The sequence below is a fragment of the Nocardioides sp. genome (assembly GCF_024509035.1).
GTDB lineage: Bacteria > Actinomycetota > Actinomycetes > Propionibacteriales > Nocardioidaceae > Nocardioides.
In genome coordinates, this window is the sequence record NZ_JANINT010000280.1 from 451 (window position 1) to 23,237 (window position 22,787).

The following is a 22,787-nucleotide window of genomic DNA, read 5'->3' on the forward strand; positions in this document are numbered from 1 at the left end:
CTCGAGCACGGCGCCCGGGGCCAGGTCGAGCAGCTCGCGCACCGTCATCCGGGCTCGGCCGATCTCGACGGTGACCTCCATGTCGACGCCGTGCAGCATCTCGATGCCGCGCGAGTTGCCGACGACGGAGCCGGTGGGGGAGGCGGGCGGGAGCGCCGGGGTCGCGTCGGCGCCGAGGAGCGTCTCGGGCACCAGCAGCGCGGCGACAGGTCCGGCGCCGTCGAGCGGGACGACGACGTACGGCGTGCCGATCTCGGCGGCCACGGCGGCCACCTCGACCTGCCGGGCGGCGCCGGACCGGGCGCCGAGGGCCTGGGCGGCCGCATCGATGCTCGGCTGGAGCGCGGCAGCGAGGTCGAGGCCGCCCAGTGGGCTGGCCGCGAGCGCGGCCACCAGGTCGGCGGCGACCAGGACCCCGAGGCTCGCGGACGCGGCGCCGTCGAGGTCTGCGACGACCGCGCCGGCGAACGCGGCGAGGGCGGGATCGGCCGGGTCGCCCGGGCGCGGGGCTCCGGCGGTCACCGGCTCCGAGGCGGGGAGGACGGCGACGACGGCGCTCGCGGCGGTGACTGCACGCTCGAGGTCCGCGATGGTCTGGGCGGTGGTCATGCGTTCTCCTTCGGGGTGCCCACGATGAGGGCGGCGAGCCGGAACCCGCTGGTCCCGGGCGTGGCGTGCGCGAAACAGGTGCCGTCCACGACGACCTCGAGAGGTGCCGCGGCCGGGTGGTGCAGGCGGAGGGCGTCGCCGGGTCGCAGCGCGGCGAGGTCGGCGGGGCTGATCTTCGTCGGGCGCAGGCTGACCGCGACGTCGACGGGGACCCGCTCGAACTGGCCGGCGAGCTCGGCCGCGGCGCGGGCCCGCTGGGCACGCTCGCGCTCGGAGACGGCGGCCGGTGCTGCGGCGCGCACCAAGTGCGGGAGGAGGCCGGAGAACGGCATGCAGACGGTCATCCGGAAGGTGCGCTCGTTGATCCGCAGCTCGAGGCTGGCGGCGACCATCACGTCGGACGCGCCGGCGACCTGGATGAACTGGGGGCTGTACTCGACACCCTTGACGGCCGGCTCGAACGCCGCGATCGAGGCCATCGAGTAGCGCATCTCGCCGAGCAGCCGGGTGGTCATGCCGGTCGCGACGGCGGCCTCGATCTCGGTGAGGGGGCGCTCGGGCTGCTCGGAGCGACCCGGACCGCCGAGCATGTGGTCGACGCACGTCATCACGGCGTTGAGCGGGATCTCCAGCACGCCGCGGTCGAAGAGCGGCTCGGCGGAGAACGCCGTGAGGTACGTCGAGCTGTCGAGGGAGTCGATGTACTCGGCGTACGTCCGCTGCTCGATGGAGGACAGGCTGACCGAGCACACGGTGCGCAGCGAGGAGGTGAAGACCGTCGTCGCCTGGCGGCAGAAGTCGTCGAAGGCGAGCTGCAGCATCCGGGAGTGCTCACGGGAGAGCTGGATCGGACGCCGGAAGTCGTAGGGCTGCACCGTCGCCGCGGCGCGCCGGGAACGACGGTCGGTCGCAGGCGCGACGGACTGCGTCACGGGAGCGTCGGAAGGGGCCACGATGACTTCCATCGGCGCATCGTGGGACTACCTGAGAGATGTGGGCAGCCGATGTGGCCGCCGTCACGTCCAGGCGTGGTGGTTCGGGTCGGAGGGGCTCGTCCGTGAGCCGTGCCGACCGGGCGTCACTGGGTGACGAACTCGGTGAAGTAGACCCCCATGACCTCCTCCTCGTAGGACTTCTCGAGCGTGGTCGCCAGCTCTTCCTTGAGCGCGCGACGTTCCTTCGCGGTGGAGACCTCCTCGACCGTGCGGCCGCTGAACAGGTCGATGGCGGCGTCGAGGGCCTTGCTCCCGTCGACGTCCTCGGGGGCGCCTTCCACCATCTGGAGGGCGATGCCGAGCTTGAGGTAGTGGCCGGAGGCCAGGTTGATCTGCGTGGGCTCGAGAGGCACGATCAGACCGGGCTTGGGACCCTCCTCGGCGCCGCTGCTCGGCTTGAGCACGAACCAGTACGCCGCTCCCGCGACGAGCAGCACGACCGCGACGATCATGAGCAGCTTCTTCTTGCCGCCCTTCTTGTCCTTGTCCTTGCCCTCGTCGGAGTCGGTTGCCTTGTCGGCCTTGGTGGCCTTGATGGCGGTCACGCTCATCTCACTTCCCCCTGTCCGCCCGGTCGGGCGTTCAGCACGTCATCGATCAGCTGGGTGGCCTCCGCGCTGGTCTGCGGGAGGACCACGATGTCGACCCGCTTGTTGATCTCCTGCGAGCCCGGCACCTCGGGGTCGATCAGGGGCTTCTCGTGGCCGAAGGCCGAGATCGAGAGCCGCGTCTTCGGCAGGCCGTCGCGCTCGTTCAGGCGCCGCAGCACGGTGACGGCTCGAGCCGCCGAGAGGTCCCAGTCGGTCGCGTAGAACCGGGGCTTGACCGGCTCCTGGTTGGTGTGTCCGTCGATCCGCAGGTCGTTGGGGACGTCGACGAGGACCTTCGCGAGCGTGTCCACGACGCGCTGCCCCCGCGGGCTCAGGTCGGCGATGTTCGGCTGGAAGACGACGTGCCGCGAAACCAGGCTGACGACCAGGCCGCGGTCGTCGATGGTGGTGCGTACGTCGCGCTCCAGGCCGGCACGCCGCAGGGCCTCCAGCAGCTTGGCCTGGACGGCCTCGAGCCGCTTGGCCTCGGCCTCGGCCTCGGCGTAGGTGGCCTGCAGGCGACGCTTCTCCTCGGAGTCGATCGCGTCTCGGACCAGCTGCTGCTGCTCGGCGGGCAGCGACTGGAAGGCAGCACTCGAGACGACCTCGGACCCGACCTGGGCGAGGTCGTTGTCGAGCACCGAGTCGCTGCCGCTCATGATCGAGGCCTGGCCACCGAAGCCCACGGCGAGACCCGACTTCAGGGCGTTGTACTTGGCCTCGTCGACCTGGCTCATCGCGAACATCACGATGAACAGCACCATCAGCAGCGTGAGCATGTCGGCGTACGTGACGAGCCAGCGCTCGTGGTTGTCGTGCTCCGGCTCCTCGACGTGCTTCTTGCGGCGGCGCGGAGGGGTGCTCATCAGGCGGCCTCCTCCCCGCGTTGGTCGACCGGCAGCAGCGAGCGCAGCCGCTGGGCCACGACGCGCGGGTTGGAGCCGGCCTGCACGGCGGCGACGCCCTCGATCACCAGCTCCATCTGGGCGGCCTCGAGCTCGCCCAGCCGGGTCAGCCGGGAACCGATGGGCAGGAAGATCACGTTGGCGGACATGACTCCCCACAGGGTGGCGACGAATGCGCCGGCGATGAGGTGCCCGAGCTTCTCGGGCTGGGCGAGCTGCTCGAGCACGTGCACGAGGCCCATCACCGTCCCGACGATGCCGATCGTGGGGGCGTAGCCACCTGCCGAGTTCCAGAACTTCGCCGCCTGCTTGACCTCGGCGCGCTTGGCCTGGACCTCCGCCTCGAGAATGTCGCGCAGCTCCTCGGGGTCGGTGCCGTCGATGGCCATCGTCAGGGCCTTGGCGAGGAACGGGTCCTCCATCTCGGAGACCATGTCCTCGAGCGCCAGGAGTCCCTCGCGACGGGCCTTGTCGGCCGATGCGACGAGCTGGGGCACGAGCACGGCGCCGTTGGGAGCGCCGGCGGTGAAGGCGCGGACGAGGCCGCGGAAGGCGAGCCTGGCATCGCCCATGGTGCCGCCGGCCAGACAGATCAGCAGCGTCACGCCGAACACCAGCAGCATGGGCGGCAGCAGGAAGAGCGCCATCGGGTTGCCGCCCTCGAGGACGTTCACCACGATGACGACGAGGAACCCGAGGACCACCCCGATCAGGGTTGCGGGATCCATCAGGCGTCAGCTCGGTCGATCCGGCTCAGGTGGGCAGCCGGGTGCTCGGTGACGGTGCCCAGCCGCTGGGTCTCCTGCGGCCACGGCTCGACGTCGATGAAGGAGCTGAGGGCGAGGACCTCGCCGCGGTAGTAGCGCACCGCGGCGACGACTTCCTCGAGAGTGTCGGTGACGACGTACTTCTTGCCGTCCACCAGCGTGACCACCGTGTCGGGAGTGGAGTCCACGCGCTCGATCAGGTCTGAGTTGAGTGCGAACACCGTTCCCGAGAGTCGCCTGAGCGTGATCATGTGCACCGTCCTTGGGCCATTGCCGAGCAACCATCCGTGGCGCTCGAAGTTGTGATCGGCTCGGGTGGGCTGGACCTGAGCGGTCCAGCCCACCCGAGCGTCGATCAGGCTGGGGTCAGCGCTGAGCTCAGCGCTTGATGTTCACGAGGTCCTCGAGGACCTGGTCGGAGGTCGTGATCACCCGCGAGCTGGCCTGGAAGCCGCGCTGGGCGAGGATCAGGTTGGTGAACTCGGCCGCGAGGTCGACGTTCGACATCTCCACCGAGCCGGGGCTGAGCGAGCCGAGGCTCCCCTGTCCGGACACGCCGTACTCGGCCGCGCCGGAGTTGGCCGTCGTGGTGAAGCTGGTCTCACCGACCTTCGCGAGGCCCATCGGGTTGTTGAAGTCGGCGAGCACCACCTGGGCGACGACCGTCTTGGTGCCGTTCTCGAACGTGCAGGTGAGCTTGCCGTCCTTGCCGATCTCGTACGACGCGAGGTCGCTCGGAGGCGTTCCTCCGTTGTCCTGCGGGAGGACGATGTCGGTCAGCGTCGGCCCGGCGGGCAGCGTCCCGTCCGGGTTGGTCGCGTAGCCCTGGACGCGGCCGCCGCCAGGCGAGACGAGCGTCCCGTTCTTGTCCCAGCTGAACGCGCCGGCGCGGGTGTAGGTCTCCTCGTTGCCGCGCTTGACCACGAACATGCCATCGCCGTTGATCATCAGGTCGGTGGGCCGGCCGGTGGTCTGGTTCGAGCCCTGGTTGAAGTTGGTGTTGGTCGCGGCGACCTGGACGCCGAGACCGACCTGGATCGGGTTGGTGCCGCCCAGGCCGGTGTTGGTCGCCCCGGTCGGGCCCGAGCTCGCGGTGAGCATCTGCGACAGCGTGTCCTGGAACACCGTCGAGCTGGACTTGAAGCCGATGGTGTTGGCGTTGGCGATGTTGTTGCCGGTCACGTCGAGCATGGTCTGGTTGACCCGCAGGCCGCTGATGCCGGCGAAGAGGGAGCGAAGCATGGGATGTCTCCTGGTGGGTGGATGACGCGGATGGTCAGGCGTTGGTGGTCGGGGTGTCGGAGGCGGGAGCGTTCGGTGCGGCATCGGTCGGGTCGCCCTCGGGTCCGGTGGCGCTGACGGACTGCACCTGGCCGAGGGTCACGAACGCGTCGTCGACGACGAGCATCGGGCCGTTGGCGTCGTAGCTGACCGACCCGACGAGCCCGGAGGCCGACGTGCCGTCGGCGTCGAGGTAGGAGACGTAGCGGCCGACCAGGCCGCTGGCGCCGAAGGAGATCTGGGCCGCCAGGAGCGCCGCCGTCTGGTCGGCTACGTCCTGCATCTTCTCCAGGGCGGTGAACTGCGCGTTCTGCGCGAGGAACTCGCCGGAGTCGGCGGGGTTCATCGGGTCCTGGTAGCGCAGCTGGGCGACCATCAGGTTGAGGAACATCTCCTTGTCGTCCGCCGAGGTGGCGGCGGCGGCCGGCTGGTACATGCCTGCCGGCGTGGGGGTGACGGCTTCGGTGGCCGATACGGTCACGGGTCTCTCCTCACATCGTCACGTCGAGGCCCGACCGGGCCCCCGTGACCGTCTCGGTGGTGGTCCGCGACGAGGTCGCGGCGGTGATGCCGTCCGTGGCAGTGGTGCTTCCAGGCAGGGGGTGGCGGCCCTGGTCGGGACCGGTCTCGGCGCCGCTGCGGCCCGCACCGGTGCCGGCTCCTCCGCTGAGGTCGCCCGACCAGGACATGCCGGACCCGGACTGCCCCGTCGAGGTGCCGGGGGCGCTCGAGCCGGGTGCCGGAGCGGTGACCGGGAGACCGGACCCGTCGCGCACGACGATCCGCGAGTCCCCCCGCCCGACGGCGTCGAGCAGGCGCTGGAGCTCGGGCGTGCCGTCGAGCAGCGCGCGCCGGGCCTCGCTGTTGGCGCTCAGGCTGACCTCGAGGACACCACGGCGCTCGGTCAGCACCACCCGGACTTCGCCGAGCGACTCGGGATTGAGCCGGATCGTGACGCGCTGAGGTCCCTCGGTGCTCGTGGTGAGCCGGACGACCTCGGGGAAGACCTGGTGGGCGACCGGGCTCGCGGGGGCCGGTGTCGTGGTGCCGACCGCCGCAGGAGCGCTCGGGGCCGCCACGCTCGCGACTGTCGGCGCCGGAGGGGCTGAGGTGGGGGCAGCCGAGGTGACGCCCGACGCCGCGGCGGGCGCGGACGCGGTGGTGGCCGACGGCTCGTCCTCGGCGGCGGTGGCAGGTGCCGCGGGGAGAGCCGCGAAGGAGCGTTCCGCCGGTGCCCGGAGCTCTCGAGCGTCGACGACGGGTGCGCCAGATGTCGTGGTGGTGGCCCCCGACGGGGACGAGCCCGCAGTCACGCCCGACACCGCCGTGGTGTCGGCCGTGGTGTCGGCCGGGGTCTCGGCCGAGGTGGCGGTGCCCGACCCAAAGGACACGACGGGCGCAGGCGCCACGACGGTCGGCAGCCCGGCCGCGAGCGCCGCGAGCACCGACGGTGGCGTCACGACCGTGAGGCTCGGGTCGGTGGCGTCGGTCTGCGGCTCCTCCTGCTGGCCGGGCGTGACCCCGACCGCGGTGGGATCGGCGCCCTGGGACGCCGCGGGCTGCGTGAGGCTCGGCTCGGCGTCCAGGATGCTCTGGACCAGCGCCAGGAACACGTCCCCGCAGCCGGTGGCGGAGGCCGCGCCGGGGGCGCCCTGGTCGATGGCCGGGGCCGGAGCCCCGATCGGGGTGGTGGTCATGCGGCGTCTCCCAGCATCGACATCACGGAGCGGACGTAGTTGGTGGTCTCGGGGTACGGCGGGATGCCGCCGTAGCGCAGGACGGCACCGGGTCCGGCGTTGTAGGCCGCCAGCGCGAGCGGCGTCGAGCCGAAGCGGTCGAGGAGCGTGCTCAGCAGACGCGCGGCTCCGTCGACGGCCTGCGTCGGGTCGTAGGGGTTCTTCACGCCCAGCCCGGCGGCGGTGCCGGGCATCAGCTGCATCAGGCCCTGCGCACCGGCGGGGCTGGTCGCGCGGGGGTCGAAGCCGGACTCCTGCCGCGCCACGGCGGAGAGCAGCTCCGCGCTGATGCCGTAGCGCTGCCCGGCCGCCTCGAAGAGGGAGGCGTACGGCGTGCCCGGTGACACGCGACCGGCCACGGTCGCGGCCAGCGGCGCAGCGGAGTCCGTCGGGCTCACGGGCCCGACGGCGGAGCCCTCGGGCAGGATGCGGCGGATCGCGCTCGGGGTCTCGTAGACGGGGCCGATCCGCACGTCCAGGCCGGGGCGGGGGGCCTCGATCATCTGGTTGTCGCCGATGTAGATGCCCACGTGGTGCACGGGGGAGCCGAAGGCCAGGATGTCTCCCGGCTGGGCGTTGGCCAGGCCACCGCTCACGGGGCGACCGGCCTCGGCCTGCTGGTAGGACACCCGCGGGAGATCGTAGCCGAGGTCCTCGTAGACCTGCTGCACCAGGCCGGAGCAGTCCAGGCCCTTCGCCGGGTCGGTGCCGCCCCAGACGTAGGGCACGCCGAGGTACTTCTTCGCCGCGGCGACGACCGCCTCAGCCGAGGTGGACGTCCCGGCGGCGCCGAGGGTGCCCGGCGAGCTGGGCGTCGCCGCGGTGCGCAGCGAGGTGGCGAACGCCGCGGAGGTGTTCGCGGTCGTGCGCGGAGCCAGCAGCGCCAGCTGCGATTGGATCTGGCCGATCCGAGAGGTGACGTCGGTGATGCTCATCGGTCAGGACACCTCCGCGGCGCCCTGGGCGCGACGCCAGAGGTCCTGGCCGATCTCGTCCATCTCGCGGTTCTCCCGGCGCTGCTTCTCCGCCCGGACGGCGGCCGCGCGGCGGGCGACGAGCGACTCGACCGCCGCGAGGCGGGTGCGGTCCTCCATCCACCGGCTGCGGGCCGCGAGGGCCAGCTGGTGGGCCGAGGCCTGGGCGGCGCGAGCCTCAGCGAGAGCGGTGGCCAGTGCCTCGAGCCGGTGCTGGCGGGCGCGGAAGGCCTCGACGTCACTGAGCTCGACGTCAGGGGCGTCCCCGACCTGGTTCTCGAGCGCACGCACCCGGGCCGCGGCGGCGTTCTCCTCGATCAGAGCGGTCGCGAGCCCGAGCCGGCTGTCGCGCTCCCGGAGGTTGCGCAGCCGCACCAGGCCGCGGAGGCCGGCCTCGCCGTGGTTCGTCATGAGTTCACCAGCTCGTGCAGGGCGGACCAGGTGTCCGCGGTCGGGGTCACGTCAGACATGTCCTGACGGAGGAAGTCGTTGATGCGAGGCATCAGCGCGAGTGCGGCGTCGGCGTCGGCGTCGGTGCCGCTGACGTAGGCACCGATCTCGACCAGCTCCCGCACCGAGCGGTACGCCGCGAGCAGGCGCCGCAGGCGGGTGGCGTCCTGGCGCCCCTCCGGGCTGATGACGGCGGTGGCCACGCGGGAGATCGACTCGAGGACGTCGATGCTCGGGAAGTGCCCCGAGGTCGCGAGGTCGCGCGAGAGCACCACGTGCCCGTCGAGGATCGACCGCGCCGAGTCGCCGATCGGGTCCTGCATGTCGTCACCCTCGACCAGCACCGTGTAGAGGCCGGTGATGCTGCCCTCGGGCGACGTGCCGGCCCGCTCGAGCAGGCGGGGGAGGAGGGCGAAGACGCTGGGCGGGAATCCTCGGGTCGCCGGCGGCTCGCCCGCGGACAGGCCGATCTCGCGCTGGGCCAGGGCCACGCGGGTCAGGCTGTCCATCATCAGGACGACGTGGCGGCCGGCGTCGCGGAACCACTCCGCGATGCGGGTGGCGACGAACGCGGCCCGCAGCCGGACCACCGGTGGCTCGTCGGAGGTCGCGACCACGACGATCGAGCGCTGCAGTCCCTCGGGCCCGAGGTCGTTCTCGAGGAACTCGCGGACCTCGCGACCACGCTCGCCGATCAGCGCGATGACGGAGATCTCGGCGTCGGTGCCCCGGGCGATCATCGAGAGCAGGCTCGACTTGCCCACACCGGAGCCGGCCATGATGCCGATGCGCTGACCGCGGCCGCACGAGATGAGGCCGTCCATGGCGCGGACGCCCAGACCGAGCTGCTCGGCGATGCGTGGGCGGCTCAGGGCCGCCGGCGGCAGGTTGTCGACGACGACGCTGGGCAGCCCCTCGAGGGCGGGCCCCCCGTCCATGGGTCGTCCGAGTCCGTCGAGCACGCGGCCACGCAGGGCGTCGCCCACGGGGATCCGCAGGCCCTCGCCGGTGCTGACGACGTGGTCGCCGGCACGCAGGCCCGTGGTGTCGCCGAGAGGCAGGCAGGTGAGCAGGCCGTCGCCGCTGGCGACCACCTCGACCGGGACCGGACCGCCGAGCCCGCGGACCTCGAGCAGGTCGCCGAGCGCGGCGGGGAGGCCGGAGATCGTCACGCGCAGGCCGAGCAGGCCGACGACGCGCCCCAGCGTGACCGGCCGGACGGCGTGCCGGGCCTCGACGCGGTGGTGCTCGAGCAGCGCGCTCATCTGAGCACCTCCCGCAGGCGGGCGAGGGCGGAGGGGACGCACAGGTCGATGGCCGCGGTGTCGGTCTCCACGACCGCGTCACCGGGGCCCAGGTCCGGGTCGACGACGAGGCGCACGCCGTGCTCCTGCAGCAGGACGGCGGCATGGGAGTCGGCGGTGGCCGTGCCGACCCGTACGACGGTCGAGGGGTCGTCGGGGAGCGTGGCGAGGACCCGCGCGATCACGGCCGCCCCCGGGTCGGCCGCGGCCGACAGCTCGTGGCCGACCAGCGTCCGGGTGAGCTCGAAGGCGAGCTCGGTGGCCTGCTCGGCGATCATCGCCGTGGCGTCGGCGGCGGCCCGGCGCAGCGCGTCGGCCGCGTCGGCGAGCGCGGCGGCGGCGGCCCGGTGCTCCTCCTCGCGCCGCTCCTCCTCGTCGTGGTGGCGCTGCTCGGCGGTGGCCTCCACCTCCGACATGCGGACCAGGGCCTCCTGACGTCCCTCGGCCCAGCCGACGGCGTACCCCTGCGCGCGTGCGGCGCTGTGGGTGCGCTCGGCGAGGCTGCCGAGGGCGGCCTCGGTGACCTCGTCGCCGAGGACCGCCTTGTCGCCGAGCCGCGTCCACACCCCGGTGCGCAGCTCCGGACGGTCGACCGCGCGATAGAGCACCTGGCGGCCGTCAGGAGACGAGCTCATCGTCGCTCCCGCGGTTGATGATGATCTGGCCCTGCTCCTCGAGCTGGCGGATGCGCCGGATCACGGACTGCTGGGCCTCCTCGACCTGGGCGAGGCGGACCGGACCGAGCAGGTCGACCTCCTCGAGCAGGGTCTCGGCGGCGCGGCTGGAGAGGTTCGAGGTGATCTTGGTGCGGACCGCGTCGCTGACGCCCTTGAGCGCCATGGCGAGCTCGGCCTGGTCGACCTGGCGCACGACGAGCTGCACGGAGCGGTCGTCGAGCTTGACGATGTCCTCGAACATGAACATCCGGCTGCGGACCTCTTCGGCCAGCTCGGCGTCGAGCGCCTCGAGGCCGTCGACGATCTGGCGCTCGGTGACCCGGTCGGAGCGGTTGATGATGCTCACCAGCGGGTCGACGCCGCCGACGCGGGACATCTCCGCGGGCTGGAGCACCGAGGACAGCTTGCGCTCCAGGCTCTGCTCGACCGCGTGGATGATCTCGGGGGAGGTGCGGTCCATGACCGCGATCCGGTGTGCCACCTCCGCCTGGAGGTTCGACGGGAGCCCGGAGAGGACCAGGGACGCCTTCTCGGCGGTCATGTGTGCCAGCACGAGCGCGATGACCTGGGGGTGCTCATCGGCGATGAACGTGCGCAGCTGCATCGGGTCGGCGCGGTGCACGAACTGGAACGGCATCTGGACCGCGGCCGCCTGCAGGCGCTCCATGATCTCGCTGGCCTTGTCCGCGCCGAGTGACTGCTCGAGCATCGTGCGCGCGAACCCCAGCCCGCCGCGGGCGATGTTGGCCTTCGCGTTGGCCATGTTGCGGAACTCGGTGAGCGCGGCGATGCTCTCGGTCGCGTCGACGTACTCGAGCCGGGCGATCTCGGCGGAGATCGCCTCGACCTCGGCGTCCGAGAGGTGGCTGAGCACCGAGGCGGCGCCGTCCTTGCCGAGCTGGATCAGCACGACGGCGGCCTTGCGGACCCCGGCGGCGGTGAGGTTCATCGTCGCCATCAGGGACGCTCCACCAGCCAGCCGCGCAGCAGCGCAGCGACGTCCTCGGGCTGCTCGGCGGCGAGGCCGGCGAGCTCACGGCGCATCTCGTCGGTCTCGTTGGTGCTCTCCAGCGCCGCGAGGGCGGGGCTCGCCTCCATCGCCGCGGCGACGGCGGCGGACCGCTCGGCAGCATCGTTGCGCAGCTGCTCCACGAGGTAGGTGGTGGTCTGCTCGCGACGCTTGGCCTTCTTGCGCCCGCGCAGCCAGGCGATGAGGAGCATTGCCAGCACCGCGACCGCGATGCCCGCGTTGCGCACCATCGACCACATCTGCTTCTCCTTGGCGGCCTTCGCCGCCGCGGCGAGCTCGTCCGCGGCCGCCTTGTCGGCGGTCCGGTCGAACGGCATCGTCGAGACCTGGACCGTGTCGCCTCGGGTCGGGTTGATCCCGACGGCTGCAGTGATCAGGTCCTGGACGTCCGTGGCGTTCACGCTCTGCGCGGCCGTGGTGTCGAGCACGACACCGACGTGCAGAGAGTTGATGCTGCCCGGTGCGGTCTCCCGGTGCTCGACGGTGGTCGGGATGGGGTTGTCGGAGGTCTGCGACTCCTTGACGTAGGAGGACTTCCCACCGCCCGCGGCGCCGAAGCTGTCCATCTGTCCGTCCGGGCCCACGACGCCGGTGCTGCTGGAGCCGCCGGCCGGGCCGTTGTACTTCTCGCTGCTCGAGCTCGACGACAGCGAGCCCTTGACCGGCTTGCCGTAGGTCGTCGACTCCGAGACCGACTTGTCGAAGTCGAGGTCCGCGGTGACCTGCACGGTCGAGTTGCCCGGTCCGACCACGCGGTCGAGCATCGTCTGGATGCGCTGGCTGGTCTGCTGCTGGAAGGCGGCGACCTGCTGGTCACGGGTGGCGGCGCCCAGGGCGCCGGCGTCGCTGGAGGAGAGCACCTTGCCCGAGGAGTCGGTCACGGTGACGTTGTCGGGGTCGAGGCCGTCGATGCTCGAGGCGACCAGGTGCACGACGGCTTGCACCTGCTCGGGGCCGAACGTCGTACCGGCGGCGGTGTCGATGAGCACCGAGGCGGTCGGCGGGTCCTGCTGGTCGGCGAAGACCTTGGCCGGCGGGAGTGCGAGGTGCACCACGGCGGTGGTGACGCCGTCGATGGCCTCGATGGTCGAGGCGAGCTCGCCCTCCATCGCGCGCTTGAAGTCGGTCTGCTCCTGGAACTCCGAGGTCGAGATGTCCTGGTTGTCCAGGAGCGAGTAGCCCTGGCTGCTGCTCTGCTCGGGCAGGCCCTGGCCGCTCAGCGAGATCCGGGTGGCGTAGACCGAGTCGCGGGGCACCATGACCGTCGAGCCGCCGTTGGCCAGCTTGTACGGCGTGCCCTGGGAGTCCAGCTCGTCGACGATCGCCGAGGCGTCGGACGCGGCCAGGTTGCTGTAGAGCGGCGCGTAGTCGGGGGTGGAGACCCACCGGAACACCATGAAGGCGGCCAGGAGGATGGCCAGGGTCCCGATCACGGCCACGACCTGCTGGCCGAGCGTGAACGAGGTGAACGTGGTCCGCAGGCTGCTGAAGCCGCGGTTCAGTCTCTGCTTCATCCGTGGTTCATCCGATCGGCATGCGCATGATCTCGTTGAACGCCTCGAGCGCCCTGTTGCGGACGGCGACGGTCAGCTGCGTGGTGACCGACGCCTCGGTGGCGGCGATCGTGTAGTCGTGGATGTCGTTGAGGTCGCCGGTCGCGGCCTGGACGGCGAGCTTGTCCGAGCGGTCCTGGACGGCCTCGAGGCGGTCGAGCCCGTCGACGACCAGGTCGCCGAACGAGGAGTCGACCTTCGAGCTGCCGCGGACCGACTCGACACCGCTGAGCTGGGGGGCGACGTACGGCGTGAAGCCGATCGCCTCGATGCCGTTGACGCTCATCAGGCACGCCCGATCTGCAGCGCGGCGGTGTAAGTCTCCTGCGCCTGCTTGGTCACCTGGACCGAGGCCTGGAAACCGCGCTGGGCCATGATCAGCTGGCTCATCTGGGCGGACATGTCCATGTCGGGGGCCCGGACGTAGCCGTCGGCGTCGGCCATCGGGTTGCCCGGGTCGGAGACCAGGCGGCCCTGCGGGTCGCTCTCGGCCAGGCCGGCGACCTCGACGCCGCCACCGGGCGCGGAGCGGACGATGAGCATCTGCGCCTGGAACGCGCTCTGGCTCGTCGGTGTGACCGTGTTGACGTTGGCGATGTTGGAGGCGAGGACGTCGAGCCAGGTCTGGTGGACCCCCATCGACGAGCCGGCGATGGCGAGGGTGTCGAAGGCGCCCATCAGGCCACACCCGCCGCGGTCTTGATCAACGTGAACCGGTCGGTCGTCGCGCGCGTGAGCATCTGGTACTGGAACTGCGACTGGACCGCGGCGAGGGTCTCCTTGCGCAGGTCGACGTTGTTGTCGTTGGCGCCGACAGGGGTGTCCGTGGGCAGCGTCGTCGCGGGCCCGGCCGAGGCCGGGTCGCCGGCGGCAATGGCCGCGCGCAGACTCGACTCGAAGTCGACGCTGCTCGCGCGGTAGCCGGGGGTGTCGACGTTCGCGATGTTGTCCGCGGTCACTCGTTGGCGCAGGGCGACCCCGTCCAGAGCGGCGTTGAGCACCGCACCCACAGGATCCGAGAACGCGAACGGCATGCCAAGCCTCCGAAAGAAGAGGGGTGGTCGTTGCCGTTCCTTCGGCGGGGGTGAGCGATCCTTGCTCGCTTGGAACTTCGGCGCTCCGCGCCGCTACTTGAGCGAAACAGACGAGAAGAAATCGATTCCTCGGCCCGGATCGCGCCGCGGTCTAGACGGACCGCGCCGGTCGAGGGATCAGGCCTCGACGTCGAGGTAGACCGAGCGCCCGGCGCCACGACCGGTGGCGCGGTCGACCCGATCGGCGAACCGGTGCTGGCACCGCGCAACGCCGACGGCCCGGGCGAGCTCGGCCTCGACCTGGAGCTGGCGCTCCCGGATCTCGAGGGCCCGCTCCACCAGGTCGGCGGGGATCGGGCCGGCGAGCGTCGGCTCGTCCCAGGGTTCGCCGATGTGCCGGTCGCGGCTCGGGTCGGCCAGGGTGCGCTCGGCGAGCATCACGTCGAGCTCGAGCCGGTCGAGAGCCGTCTCCCAGTGCAGGTGCTCGTCGAGGTCGGGGGCGTTGCGCCCCACGACGTCGGTGCTCATGCCGACTCCGCGACGAGACCCATCGCCGCGTCGCGCCAGGTGTCGCGCAGCGTCGAGACGAGGTCGAGGCAGAAGTCGGTGATCCGGAGGTTCTTGCCGATGTTGGCCTTGACGAGCTCGGCGTGCAGGTAGTCGTAGAGCGACGCCAGGCCGCTCGCCCCGTCCCAGGCCTTCAGGTCCAGGCTCGCGTTGAGCTCGAGCACGATCTCCTGCGCGTGCAGCAGCGGCTCGTGCGCCTTGCTCGGCTCCCCGGTGCGCAGCGCCTCCGAGGCGCGCTGCAGGTCCAGCGTCAGCCGCTCGTAGAGCATCACCAGCAGCTGCTGGGGGCTCGCGGTGGAGACCGAGGCGGCGAGGTAGGCCTCGCGACCGTTCTGGTAGGGGTTCATCGGTGTTCCTTCCGTGGTCACGATGAGTAGGAGGGCAGCGACGCGATCTGGCCGGCCAGCCAGTTGCCCTGGCTCTGTAGGCCGTTGAGCGCGGTCTCGAGCGCGGTGTACGTGCGCTCGAGGGTCGACCGGCGCATCTCGAGCCGGTCGTCCCAGTCGGAGATGCTCTTCGTGAGCCTCTCGATGGTCGTGTTGCGGCCGGCGATCGCGGACGTGATGCTGCCCTTGGTCGAGTCGCTGGCGGTCTTGGCGACGGCGGCGACCCGGGCGGCCCAGCCGTTGTCGGCCGCGGTGGCACCGGTGGTGAACTTGGCCGCCACGCCGGCCGGGTCGGCGGCGTAGGCCTTGTCGAACGCGGCGCCGTCGAAGACGAGCTTGCCGTAGCGGTCGGTCTGGATGCCCAGGGTGGACATCGAGGTGTTGCCCGTCCCGAACACCGTGTTGAGCAGCGCGCTGCGCAGGCTCCGGGCCGTGGAGTCGCCGGCCAGCACGCCCGCCGACGTCGTCGCGGTCTTGCCGGCGGTCTGGTCGTCGATGGACGTCAGGAGCTTGTTGAGCTGGTCGACGAGAGCGCTTACCGACGACTTCACGCTCGAGGTGTCCTGGGCGACCGTGATCGTGCCCGTGGTCGGTGTGGCACCCGCGACGACGCCGTCGGCCAGGGTCACCGTGACACCGGGCACGAGATCGGTGAAGACGTTGGTGCTCGACTCGGCCAGGATGCCGCCGACGTCGACCTGGGCGCCGACGCCGGTGCGGACGGTGGCCGCGCCGAGCTTCGCGGTGTCGATGTTGGTGAGGTCGAACGCGGAGGCGCTGCCGACCTGGTCAGCGGTGATCTGGAGCCGGTAGGTGCCGTCGGCGGTGCGCACGGGCGTGGCCGTGACGCCGGCCTTCGCGGCGTTGATCGCCTTCACGACGCCGCCGAGGGTGCCGTCGGAGGTGAGGTTCTTGGTGGTGCCGCCGACCGTGAGCGCGAACGTACCGTCCGGGCTGGTCAGGACGGGGGCGTTGAGGGCAACTGAGGTGGAGTAGGTCTGCTGGTGAGCGACCGGGGGGCGGACCACAGTGAGGCTCAGCTTGGTCGCCAGGGCCGACGCGGTCGTGCTCACCGTGAACAGGCTGTTGCTGCTCGTCGCCTTCATGCTCTGCCAGGTCTCGGCCTTGGCGAGGGCCTCGGCCTTGCCGGCGAGCAGCGAGGTGTCGGTGTTGAGCGCGCGCAGTGCGGCGATGACCGACTTCTCGGCGCTCTGCTGGGACTTGAGCCGGGTCTGCGGGATGGCCTCCAGCTGCATGAGCTGGTCGATGATCGTGGCGGTGTCCATGCCGCTGGAGAGACCGCTGATGCTGCCTGCCATCGGGCTCCTCCTGGTCGACGGGACGGTGGGGCCGTTCGGCCCCCGGTTGCCCCCGGGAGAGCGGGGTGGCGCTCTCCCGGGGGCCGGGTGCAACGACGGTCAGCCGGCGGCCGATCCGTCGTACGGATCAGCGCAGCAGGGAGAGAACGCCCTGCGGGGCCTGGTTCGCCTGGGCGAGCATCGCGGTGCCGGCCTGGGACAGGATCTGCGAGCGGGTGAAGTTCATCATCTCCGCCGCCATGTCGGTGTCGCGGATCCGGCTCTCGGACGCGGACAGGTTCTCGACCGCGACGTTGAGGTTGTTCACGGTGTGCTCGAACCGGTTCTGCACGGCACCGAGGTTCGCTCGGGTCGTCGACACCGTCTTGATGGCGTCGTCGATCGCCGTGATTGCGGCCTCGGCGCCACCGCTGGCAGTCGCCGCGACCGTGCCCGAGACAACCGATGCTCCACCGACGGTGAAGTCGATCGTCGCCGCCGAGTCCGCAGACGAGAAGTCCACGCCCCCGAACTCGTTGACAGCGGCGTTCCAACCGGTGCCTTCGAGCTTCTTCGTCAGCTCGGACTGAACGAGCGCCAGGTTCTTGGCGGCGGCATCCGCGTCGCCCCCGACAGCCCAGTCGGAGAGATCAAGCGTGAGGGCTCCAGCGCCGGTGTCCACGGTCATCGCGGGCCCACCAGCGGTGGTGTCCGCGAAGTCGATAGAGCCGAGCGCGGCGGAGTCACCGTAGGCGCCCGTGCGGACGTCGACGTTGCTGACCCCCAGGCCGGATGCCGACATGTTCTGCGTGACCTGCACGTCGATGTTCTCGCCCGCGTTGGCGCCCACCTGGAAGCGACCGTTGTACGAGCCGTCCAGGAGGTTCTGGCCGCTGAACTTGGTGGTGTCCGTGATGCGGTTGAGCTCGGACTTGAGCTGGCCGATCTCGGACTGAATGTTGTCCTTGGCGTTGCTATCCAGCGCGCCGCCGTTGGAAGCCTGCACGGACAGGTCGCGCATCCGCTGGAGGATCGAGTGGGTCTCGGTCAGCGCACCTTCAGCGGTCTGCACGACGCTGATGCCGTCCTGGGTGTTGCGGACAGCGACCTTGAGACCGCCGACCTGCGAGCGCAGGCCCTCGCTGATCGCCAGGCCGGCGGCGTCGTCGGCCGCACGGTTGATGCGGTAGCCGCTGGACAGCTTCTCGAGCGACTTGGACATCTGGCCCTGGGTGACCGACAGGTTGCGGTAGGAGTTGAGGGCGTCGATGTTCTGGTTGATGCGGAGACTCATGATGATTTCCTTCCTGGAATGCGAGTCGACTGGGAACCCGTCCGTGGGTTCCTTCACGGAGTCCTTCGGCAGATCCGGGAAAGGCTTGAGGCGGTCGGCCCAGGAAATTCGAAGAAATTTCCGGGCCGGCCGCCTCAGTGAGTTGAGAGGGACCGCGAGGTCGCGCGAGCTACGCCGAGATCGTCACCGACTCCTCGGCGATCTCGACGGCACAGCCGCGGAGCCCGGCAGTGTGACGAGCCGCGACCGCGGCGAAGTAGGCGTCGCGCCGCTTGGCGGCGCACCCGTCGGGCCGCGAGTGCGGGGTCAGCAGGTCCGGGTCGAGCTCGTGGTTGAGCGCGTCGCGCAGGAGCACCATCGCCTCCGCCCGCAGCTGGGAGATCCGCGACTCGGTCACGCCGAGCGTGGCCGCGATCTCCGCCATCGGTCGCTCGTTGAGGAAGTACTGCTCGACGACGAGGCGCAGCCGCTCGGGCAGCTCGGCGATGGCCTCGGTGAGATAGGTGAGCCGCTCGCGGTGCTCGAGCGAGCGCTGCGGGTCGGGAGCGTTGCCGACCAAGGTCTCGCCGATGCTGTCGTCCTCCGAGGCGTGCAGCGAGAGGACCTGGGCGCGGGCGATGTCGTCGTCGTTGCCGACGACCTCCGCCACGCTGAGCCCGGCCGCATCGGCGACCTCGGCCTGCGTCGCCGGGCGTCCGAGCAGCGTCGCCAGCCGGGACCGCGTGGCGTCCAGCTCGCGGGAGCGGCGGCGCACCGAGCGCGAGGCCCAGTCGATGCTGCGCAGCTCGTCGACGATCGCACCGCGGATGCGGGTCGCGGCGTAGCGGTTGAACGGCACACCTCGATCGGCGTCGAAGGCCCGGGCGGCCTGCACCAGGGCGAGCAGCCCTGCCGAGGTCAGGTCGTCGCGGTCGACGTGCGAGGGGACCCGAGTCATCGTCTCGCGGACGATGTGCCCCACCAGGGCGGTGTGGTCCAGGATCAGCGCCTCGGTCTCAGGCGTCTCGCTGTGCGCGTTCACACGACAGAGTGTGTACCGAAAATTGCGTAGTTGGCCGGTGACCTAAGTCCCGAGCCGTACACGCCATTGGTCCGCGACCGTTACACCGACGCGCGAGATCTGAGTCACACCAGGTCCGGAAACGGCCCCGATCGATGCCTGTCTCGGTTCCACTCGCGCGCCGCGCGAGTGGTGCAGAACCCCTCAGCAACGCGCTGCCCCGTCCGATGGGAACTCTCAGACGGACAACCGATCTGACAGGAGCGGCATCGTGGAGAAGCTGACGTGGGTCCTCTGGCGGGAGCGGGAGCTCCTGGAGGGCCTGCTGTACCGGCTCGAGACGGAGGCCCTGGTGATGTCCAGCGGCCGGACCCGCTGGCTGCCCGCCGCGGCTCGCGACGTCGAGGAGGCCGCGCGGCAGGTCCGGGAGATCGAGCTGCTGCGCGCGGTGGCCGCCGACGAGGCGGCCGCGGGCGTCGGGCTCGGCCCCAACCCCAGCCTGCGCGCGCTCGTGGCCGTCGCCGACGAGCCGTGGTCGACGATCCTCGAGGAGCACCGCGAGGCGTTCGCGGTGCTCAGCGACGACATCGTCCGTGCCGCCGACGTCAGTCGCAGCCTGATCTCGGCGGGCCTGCGCGCCGCGCACGAGTCGCTGCTCGGCCTGGGCAACGAGTCCCCGACCTACACCGCGGCCGGCAACGTCGCCGTCGCGGTCGGGGCGCCGGCGTACGTCGACCGGAGCCTGTGACGTGGCCGGGTCGTTCGCCTCGATCAACACCGCGCTGACGGCGCTGCGCTACCAGCAGACCGCCCTCGACATCGCCAGCACCAACGTCGCGAACGTCGGGACCGACGGCTACGTGCGCCGCCGGGTCGTCGGGGAGACGCTCGGTGTCGCCAGTGCGCCCGCCCGCTGGTCGAGGTCGACCGAGACCAGCAGCGGTGTCCAGGCGACGCGGGTGGACCGGATGACCGACGTCCTGCTCGACAGCCGGATGCGCCGCGAGCACGGACGGCAGAGCTACCTCGACGGCGTGTCCGGAGCGCTCGCCCGCATCGAGACCGGTCTCGCCGAGCCCGGCCCGTCCGGGGTCGCCGCGGCCCTCGCCGACTTCCGCGGCACGCTGGCCGACCTCGGCAACGCCCCCGGCAGCGACGCGGCCCGCAGCCAGGCCCTGGGCGCTGCCGCGACCCTGGTCGACGCCGTCAAGCTGCAGTCGGCCCACCTCGGCGACGAGGCGGCCGACCAGCGCTCGCACCTGGTCGTCGTGGTCAACGAGGTCAACGCCGTCTCCAAGCAGCTCGCCGCGACCAACCGCACGATCTCGGCCGCGCTCAACGGCTCGTCCGACACCACCTCCCTGATGGACGAGCGCGACGCCCTGGCACTCCGGCTCTCCGAGCTGACCGGCGCCAAGGCGACCGTGCAGGACGACGGCTCGATGTCGGTCGAGCTGAACGGCACGGCGCTGGTCGCGGGCTTTGACGCGAAAGAGCTGGTGGTCACCGGCGGCGTCGACTCCGACGGCTCCGCCCTGCCCACCCCGATCGGGTTCGCGGCGAAGGACACCGCCACTGGAACGCAGGTGGCCGTCGCCGGCGACCTCGGGGGCGATCTCGGGGCGACCGTGCACGTCCTGCGCGACGAGCTGCCGGCGTACGTCGCCGGCCTCGCGGGTGTCGTCAAGGATCTTGTGAATGCGGTCAACGACGCCCACCGCGCGGGGTACAAGGCGAGCGGCGTCCCAGGTGGCGATCTCTTCAAGTTCACAGACCCGGACCTCAGCACGTTCGACGTCTTGATCACCGACGTCAAGGACCTCGCGGTGTCGAAGGTCGCCGGCCCGAGCAACGACGGCAACAACGCCGCGGCGCTCGCGCAGGCGGTCAAGGTCGACGACCAGTACCAGCAGCTCGTCAACGGCTTCGGCAGCAAGGTCGCTTCCGCCCAGCAGCTCGCCAAGAACCAGCAAGCACTGACCGACCAGGTCGACTCCGCCCGCGAGCAGATGGCCGGGGTCAGCCTCGACGAGGAGACCGTGAACATGCTCTCGGCCCAACGCGCCTACGAGGCCGCCGCCCGGGTGATGACCACCCTGGACTCGGTGCTCGACACGCTGATCAACCGGACCGGGCTGGTGCGCTGATGAGCACCGTGCGGATGACCCAGGGGATGATGAACCGGCAGGCCCAGACCGGCCTGCAGGCCGGCCTCAACCGGCTGGCCAAGGTGCAGGAGCAGCTCACCACGGGTCGCATCATCAACCGGCCCTCCGACGACCCCACCGGCGCGACCTCCGCGATGCGGATCCGGGCGTCGGTCGCCGACCAGCAGCAGTACGTCCGCAACGCCAACGACGGGCTCGGCTGGCTCAACCAGATCGACTCCACCCTGTCGAGCGCGACCGACCAGGTGCGGCGCGCCTACGAGATCGCGCTGCAGGGCGCGAACGACGGCAGCCTCGGCCAGCAGGCCCGCGACGCGCTGGCCACCGAGATCGACCAGATCCGGCAGGGACTGATGTCGACGTCGAACGCGGCGTACCTCAACCGGCCCGTGTTCGGCGGCGTGACCGCCGGCGCGACTGCCTATGCCGTCGACACCACCGATCCTGTCGACCCCACCAGGATCAAGTACGTCCCGGCGGCCACCTACCCGGTCCAGGGTGTGATCCGAACGGTCGCCGACGGTGCCCAGGTCCGTGTCGACGTCGAGGGACCGGACGTCTTCGGCGCCGATGGGAGCTCGATCTTCGACCACCTGAGCGCGCTCTCGACGGCGCTCAAGACCGGCGACAGCACCGGCATCTCCAGCGCGGTCGGCCTGCTCGAGGCCGACCGGGAGCGGATCACGAACGTCCAGGCCGACATCGGTGCGCGGACCAAGCGCGTCGAGCAGGCCCGCGACGCGGCGAGTGATGCGGAGCTGCGGCTCACCTCGTCCCTGTCCGAGGTCGAGAACACCGACCTGGTGAAGGCCAGCGTCGACCTGAAGCTGCAGGAGGTCGGCTACCAGGCCGCGCTCTCCGCGACGGCACGGGTGATGCAGCCGAGCCTCTTGGACTTCCTGCGATGACGGCCGGTGTCATGATGGCCACGATGCCAACCGACGAGACCGACCTCCCTGTGATCGAGCTGGTGCGCCCGATGCCCGGGTTCGACGACCTGCGCCGCTTCGCGCTCGTCCGCCTCGACGACGCCGGAGACCTGTGCCGCCTGACGTCCCTGGACGAGCCGGACCTGAGCTTCCTCGTCGTGCCGCCCGGGCGCTTCTTCCCCGACTACGCCCCCACGGTGGATGCCGACGTGCTGGCCGAGCTCGAGATCGCCTCGGCCGACGACGTGCTGCTGCTCGTCGTCCTCAACGCAGGTGCGTCGCTCGCCGCGACCACGGCCAACCTGGCCGCGCCGGTGCTGGTCAACACCACCAGCCTGCGCGGCGGTCAGATCGTCCTGGACGACGCGGACCTGCCGCTCGCCGCGCCACTGGTCTCGTGACCCGCGGGCCGGGCCCCATGTCCCGGCCACGCCAGGTAGCGTGACCACATGCTGGTTCTCAGTCGTCGCGCCGGAGAGAGCGTCGTGCTCGGCGACGACATCGTGGTGACGGTCCTCGAGGTCCGCGGCGACGTCGTGCGCGTGGGCATCCAGGCGCCGCGCTCGGTCAAGGTGCACCGCGCCGAGCTGCTCGCCCAGCTCGAGGAGACCAACCGCCAGGCCGCCTCGCCCAGCGAGGACGTCATCGCCAGCCTCGCCCGCGCGCTCGACGGCAGCGCCCCCGACCCCGACTGACTCCGATCGTCCCTGACGTTCGCGTTCCGTCCGACGGCGTGTCGGGGACGCGACCGGCAGGGACTCCCGCGAAGCCGTTGGTTGGCCAGGTCAACCATGTCGGGAATATAGTTGCCCACGACAACCTTCTATGTGTCGTGAATCGAGCTTCTGTGTCCCAGGCTTCACCCGCACCCGCACCCGCACCCGCACCCGCACCCGTGCCGGCCGACTCCGCGGAGGAGTCCGGCGAGATGACCCACCGCGAGATCCTGGAGGCCCTCAGCGGCCTGCTGCTCGCGATGTTCGTCGCCATGCTGTCGAGCACCGTCGTCACCAACGCGCTCCCGCGCATCGTCAGCGACCTCGAGGGCAGCCAGACCGGCTACACCTGGGTGGTGGTCTCGACGATGCTCGCGATGACCGCCACCACGCCGATCTGGGGCAAGCTGTCGGACCTGTTCAGCAAGAAGCTGCTCGTCCAGCTCGCATTGATCGTCTACATCGCCGGCTCCCTGATCGCCGCGTTCGCCCCGAGCATGGAGGTCCTCATCGGGGCGCGTGTC

Annotated in this window: 29 protein-coding genes; 6 read left to right on the plus strand and 23 right to left on the minus strand. The window is 71.1% G+C overall.

All coding sequences use genetic code 11. The annotated features are described in order from the left end of the window. The 23 genes from Q0L15_RS18740 to Q0L15_RS18850 form a co-directional block, all read right to left on the minus strand. Nucleotides 1-609 (minus strand): FliM/FliN family flagellar motor switch protein (locus Q0L15_RS18740; protein ID WP_296606004.1); only part of this gene is annotated, 609 nt, incomplete at its 3' end. After that, nucleotides 606-1,574: a flagellar motor switch protein FliM gene (locus Q0L15_RS18745; protein ID WP_296606006.1), complete on the minus strand. Its 969-nt coding sequence runs from the start codon at nt 1,572-1,574 to the stop codon at nt 606-608. The genes Q0L15_RS18740 and Q0L15_RS18745, both read right to left, overlap by 4 nt. A 113-nt stretch (nt 1,575-1,687) precedes the next feature. Next, nucleotides 1,688-2,155, minus strand: a complete 468-nt coding sequence (locus Q0L15_RS18750; RefSeq protein WP_296606007.1) for a flagellar basal body-associated protein FliL — start codon at nt 2,153-2,155, stop codon at nt 1,688-1,690. Continuing rightward, the gene (locus tag Q0L15_RS18755; RefSeq protein ID WP_296606009.1) at nt 2,152-3,060 is read right to left on the minus strand and encodes a flagellar motor protein MotB; all 909 of its coding nucleotides are present in this window, start codon (nt 3,058-3,060) and stop codon (nt 2,152-2,154) included. Before Q0L15_RS18755 ends, Q0L15_RS18750 begins: the two co-directional genes overlap by 4 nt. Then, a complete protein-coding gene (locus Q0L15_RS18760; RefSeq protein ID WP_296606010.1) occupies nt 3,060-3,827 on the minus strand; it encodes a MotA/TolQ/ExbB proton channel family protein in 768 nt (255 codons plus the stop codon). The genes Q0L15_RS18755 and Q0L15_RS18760 overlap by 1 nt, the downstream gene beginning before the upstream one ends. Next, the gene (locus Q0L15_RS18765; protein ID WP_296606011.1) at nt 3,827-4,117 is read right to left on the minus strand and encodes a flagellar FlbD family protein; all 291 of its coding nucleotides are present in this window, start codon (nt 4,115-4,117) and stop codon (nt 3,827-3,829) included. The genes Q0L15_RS18760 and Q0L15_RS18765 overlap by 1 nt, the downstream gene beginning before the upstream one ends. 127 nt (nt 4,118-4,244) lie before the next feature. Beyond that, complete coding sequence (locus tag Q0L15_RS18770) at nt 4,245-5,108, minus strand: flagellar hook protein FlgE (RefSeq protein ID WP_296606013.1); 864 nt, start codon at nt 5,106-5,108, stop codon at nt 4,245-4,247. Between the two features lie 34 nt (nt 5,109-5,142). Continuing rightward, nucleotides 5,143-5,628, minus strand: coding sequence for a flagellar hook capping FlgD N-terminal domain-containing protein (locus Q0L15_RS18775; protein ID WP_296606014.1), 486 nt, complete (start codon nt 5,626-5,628; stop codon nt 5,143-5,145). 10 nt (nt 5,629-5,638) lie between these two features. Further along, nucleotides 5,639-6,844, minus strand: coding sequence for a flagellar hook-length control protein FliK (locus tag Q0L15_RS18780; protein ID WP_296606016.1), 1,206 nt, complete (start codon nt 6,842-6,844; stop codon nt 5,639-5,641). Beyond that, complete coding sequence (locus tag Q0L15_RS18785) at nt 6,841-7,818, minus strand: transglycosylase SLT domain-containing protein (protein ID WP_296606018.1); 978 nt, start codon at nt 7,816-7,818, stop codon at nt 6,841-6,843. Before Q0L15_RS18785 ends, Q0L15_RS18780 begins: the two co-directional genes overlap by 4 nt. Before the next feature lie 3 nt (nt 7,819-7,821). Next, nucleotides 7,822-8,268 carry a flagellar FliJ family protein gene (locus Q0L15_RS18790; RefSeq protein ID WP_296606019.1) on the minus strand — a complete coding sequence of 149 codons (447 nt, stop codon included), beginning with the start codon at nt 8,266-8,268 and terminating at the stop codon, nt 7,822-7,824. Beyond that, nucleotides 8,265-9,572, minus strand: a complete 1,308-nt coding sequence (locus Q0L15_RS18795; protein ID WP_296606020.1) for a FliI/YscN family ATPase — start codon at nt 9,570-9,572, stop codon at nt 8,265-8,267. The genes Q0L15_RS18790 and Q0L15_RS18795 overlap by 4 nt, the downstream gene beginning before the upstream one ends. Next, nucleotides 9,569-10,246 (minus strand): FliH/SctL family protein, encoded by a 678-nt coding sequence (locus tag Q0L15_RS18800; RefSeq protein ID WP_296606022.1) that lies wholly within the window; start codon nt 10,244-10,246, stop codon nt 9,569-9,571. Before Q0L15_RS18800 ends, Q0L15_RS18795 begins: the two co-directional genes overlap by 4 nt. Beyond that, entirely contained in the window at nt 10,230-11,246 is a 1,017-nt protein-coding gene (fliG, locus tag Q0L15_RS18805; RefSeq protein WP_296606023.1) for a flagellar motor switch protein FliG, read from the minus strand. Before fliG ends, Q0L15_RS18800 begins: the two co-directional genes overlap by 17 nt. Further along, the gene (gene fliF, locus Q0L15_RS18810) at nt 11,246-12,832 is read right to left on the minus strand and encodes a flagellar basal-body MS-ring/collar protein FliF (protein WP_296606025.1); all 1,587 of its coding nucleotides are present in this window, start codon (nt 12,830-12,832) and stop codon (nt 11,246-11,248) included. The genes fliG and fliF overlap by 1 nt, the downstream gene beginning before the upstream one ends. A gap of 7 nt (nt 12,833-12,839) precedes the next feature. Next, nucleotides 12,840-13,157, minus strand: a complete 318-nt coding sequence (gene fliE, locus Q0L15_RS18815) for a flagellar hook-basal body complex protein FliE (RefSeq protein ID WP_296606026.1) — start codon at nt 13,155-13,157, stop codon at nt 12,840-12,842. After that, complete coding sequence (locus tag Q0L15_RS18820) at nt 13,157-13,549, minus strand: flagellar basal body rod C-terminal domain-containing protein (protein ID WP_296606028.1); 393 nt, start codon at nt 13,547-13,549, stop codon at nt 13,157-13,159. The genes fliE and Q0L15_RS18820 overlap by 1 nt, the downstream gene beginning before the upstream one ends. Next, on the minus strand, nt 13,549-13,905 hold the full coding sequence (locus Q0L15_RS18825) for a flagellar basal body protein (protein WP_296606029.1): 357 nt from the start codon (nt 13,903-13,905) through the stop codon (nt 13,549-13,551). The genes Q0L15_RS18820 and Q0L15_RS18825 overlap by 1 nt, the downstream gene beginning before the upstream one ends. A 177-nt stretch (nt 13,906-14,082) precedes the next feature. Further along, nucleotides 14,083-14,433, minus strand: coding sequence for a hypothetical protein (locus Q0L15_RS18830; protein WP_296606030.1), 351 nt, complete (start codon nt 14,431-14,433; stop codon nt 14,083-14,085). Next, nucleotides 14,430-14,819 carry a flagellar export chaperone FliS gene (gene fliS / locus Q0L15_RS18835; protein ID WP_296606032.1) on the minus strand — a complete coding sequence of 130 codons (390 nt, stop codon included), beginning with the start codon at nt 14,817-14,819 and terminating at the stop codon, nt 14,430-14,432. Before fliS ends, Q0L15_RS18830 begins: the two co-directional genes overlap by 4 nt. A gap of 17 nt (nt 14,820-14,836) precedes the next feature. Further along, on the minus strand, nt 14,837-16,177 hold the full coding sequence (gene fliD, locus Q0L15_RS18840) for a flagellar filament capping protein FliD (protein WP_296606033.1): 1,341 nt from the start codon (nt 16,175-16,177) through the stop codon (nt 14,837-14,839). 127 nt (nt 16,178-16,304) lie between these two features. Further along, complete coding sequence (locus Q0L15_RS18845) at nt 16,305-17,450, minus strand: flagellin (RefSeq protein ID WP_296606035.1); 1,146 nt, start codon at nt 17,448-17,450, stop codon at nt 16,305-16,307. A gap of 169 nt (nt 17,451-17,619) precedes the next feature. Further along, nucleotides 17,620-18,471, minus strand: a complete 852-nt coding sequence (locus Q0L15_RS18850; RefSeq protein WP_296606036.1) for a sigma-70 family RNA polymerase sigma factor — start codon at nt 18,469-18,471, stop codon at nt 17,620-17,622. Nucleotides 18,472-18,721: 250 nt separating this feature from the next. Between Q0L15_RS18850 and flgN the strand changes: the two genes are divergently transcribed. The 6 genes from flgN to Q0L15_RS18880 form a co-directional block, all read left to right on the plus strand. Further along, entirely contained in the window at nt 18,722-19,198 is a 477-nt protein-coding gene (flgN, locus tag Q0L15_RS18855) for a flagellar export chaperone FlgN (protein WP_296606037.1), read from the plus strand. A 1-nt stretch (nt 19,199) separates the two neighbouring features. Beyond that, complete coding sequence (gene flgK, locus Q0L15_RS18860) at nt 19,200-20,597, plus strand: flagellar hook-associated protein FlgK (RefSeq protein WP_296606039.1); 1,398 nt, start codon at nt 19,200-19,202, stop codon at nt 20,595-20,597. Then, nucleotides 20,597-21,526, plus strand: a complete 930-nt coding sequence (locus tag Q0L15_RS18865) for a flagellin (RefSeq protein WP_296606040.1) — start codon at nt 20,597-20,599, stop codon at nt 21,524-21,526. The genes flgK and Q0L15_RS18865 overlap by 1 nt, the downstream gene beginning before the upstream one ends. Nucleotides 21,527-21,549: 23 nt before the next feature. Next, entirely contained in the window at nt 21,550-21,948 is a 399-nt protein-coding gene (locus Q0L15_RS18870; RefSeq protein ID WP_296606043.1) for a flagellar assembly protein FliW, read from the plus strand. A gap of 48 nt (nt 21,949-21,996) precedes the next feature. Then, nucleotides 21,997-22,242 carry a carbon storage regulator CsrA gene (gene csrA / locus Q0L15_RS18875; protein WP_296606045.1) on the plus strand — a complete coding sequence of 82 codons (246 nt, stop codon included), beginning with the start codon at nt 21,997-21,999 and terminating at the stop codon, nt 22,240-22,242. Between the two features lie 233 nt (nt 22,243-22,475). Then, a partial coding sequence (locus Q0L15_RS18880) for an MFS transporter (protein WP_296606046.1) occupies nt 22,476-22,787 on the plus strand: 312 nt, incomplete at its 3' end.

Excerpts from the sequence above, each read along its gene's own strand:
- Q0L15_RS18745 (WP_296606006.1), bottom strand. The coding sequence starts at position 1,574 with ATGGAAGTCATCGTGGCCCCTTCCGACGCTCCCGTGACGCAGTCCGTC.
- Q0L15_RS18750 (WP_296606007.1), bottom strand. The coding sequence starts at position 2,155 with ATGAGCGTGACCGCCATCAAGGCCACCAAGGCCGACAAGGCAACCGAC.
- Q0L15_RS18755 (WP_296606009.1), bottom strand. The coding sequence starts at position 3,060 with ATGAGCACCCCTCCGCGCCGCCGCAAGAAGCACGTCGAGGAGCCGGAG.
- Q0L15_RS18760 (WP_296606010.1), bottom strand. The coding sequence starts at position 3,827 with ATGGATCCCGCAACCCTGATCGGGGTGGTCCTCGGGTTCCTCGTCGTC.
- Q0L15_RS18765 (WP_296606011.1), bottom strand. The coding sequence starts at position 4,117 with ATGATCACGCTCAGGCGACTCTCGGGAACGGTGTTCGCACTCAACTCA.
- Q0L15_RS18770 (WP_296606013.1), bottom strand. The coding sequence starts at position 5,108 with ATGCTTCGCTCCCTCTTCGCCGGCATCAGCGGCCTGCGGGTCAACCAG.
- Q0L15_RS18780 (WP_296606016.1), bottom strand. The coding sequence starts at position 6,844 with ATGACCACCACCCCGATCGGGGCTCCGGCCCCGGCCATCGACCAGGGC.
- Q0L15_RS18785 (WP_296606018.1), bottom strand. The coding sequence starts at position 7,818 with ATGAGCATCACCGACGTCACCTCTCGGATCGGCCAGATCCAATCGCAG.
- Q0L15_RS18790 (WP_296606019.1), bottom strand. The coding sequence starts at position 8,268 with ATGACGAACCACGGCGAGGCCGGCCTCCGCGGCCTGGTGCGGCTGCGC.
- Q0L15_RS18795 (WP_296606020.1), bottom strand. The coding sequence starts at position 9,572 with ATGAGCGCGCTGCTCGAGCACCACCGCGTCGAGGCCCGGCACGCCGTC.
- Q0L15_RS18800 (WP_296606022.1), bottom strand. The coding sequence starts at position 10,246 with ATGAGCTCGTCTCCTGACGGCCGCCAGGTGCTCTATCGCGCGGTCGAC.
- fliG (WP_296606023.1), bottom strand. The coding sequence starts at position 11,246 with ATGGCGACGATGAACCTCACCGCCGCCGGGGTCCGCAAGGCCGCCGTC.
- fliF (WP_296606025.1), bottom strand. The coding sequence starts at position 12,832 with ATGAAGCAGAGACTGAACCGCGGCTTCAGCAGCCTGCGGACCACGTTC.
- fliE (WP_296606026.1), bottom strand. The coding sequence starts at position 13,157 with ATGAGCGTCAACGGCATCGAGGCGATCGGCTTCACGCCGTACGTCGCC.
- Q0L15_RS18820 (WP_296606028.1), bottom strand. The coding sequence starts at position 13,549 with ATGGGCGCCTTCGACACCCTCGCCATCGCCGGCTCGTCGATGGGGGTC.
- Q0L15_RS18825 (WP_296606029.1), bottom strand. The coding sequence starts at position 13,905 with ATGCCGTTCGCGTTCTCGGATCCTGTGGGTGCGGTGCTCAACGCCGCT.
- Q0L15_RS18830 (WP_296606030.1), bottom strand. The coding sequence starts at position 14,433 with ATGAGCACCGACGTCGTGGGGCGCAACGCCCCCGACCTCGACGAGCAC.
- fliS (WP_296606032.1), bottom strand. The coding sequence starts at position 14,819 with ATGAACCCCTACCAGAACGGTCGCGAGGCCTACCTCGCCGCCTCGGTC.
- fliD (WP_296606033.1), bottom strand. The coding sequence starts at position 16,177 with ATGGCAGGCAGCATCAGCGGTCTCTCCAGCGGCATGGACACCGCCACG.
- Q0L15_RS18845 (WP_296606035.1), bottom strand. The coding sequence starts at position 17,450 with ATGAGTCTCCGCATCAACCAGAACATCGACGCCCTCAACTCCTACCGC.
- Q0L15_RS18865 (WP_296606040.1), top strand. The coding sequence starts at position 20,597 with ATGAGCACCGTGCGGATGACCCAGGGGATGATGAACCGGCAGGCCCAG.
- Q0L15_RS18870 (WP_296606043.1), top strand. The coding sequence starts at position 21,550 with ATGCCAACCGACGAGACCGACCTCCCTGTGATCGAGCTGGTGCGCCCG.
- csrA (WP_296606045.1), top strand. The coding sequence starts at position 21,997 with ATGCTGGTTCTCAGTCGTCGCGCCGGAGAGAGCGTCGTGCTCGGCGAC.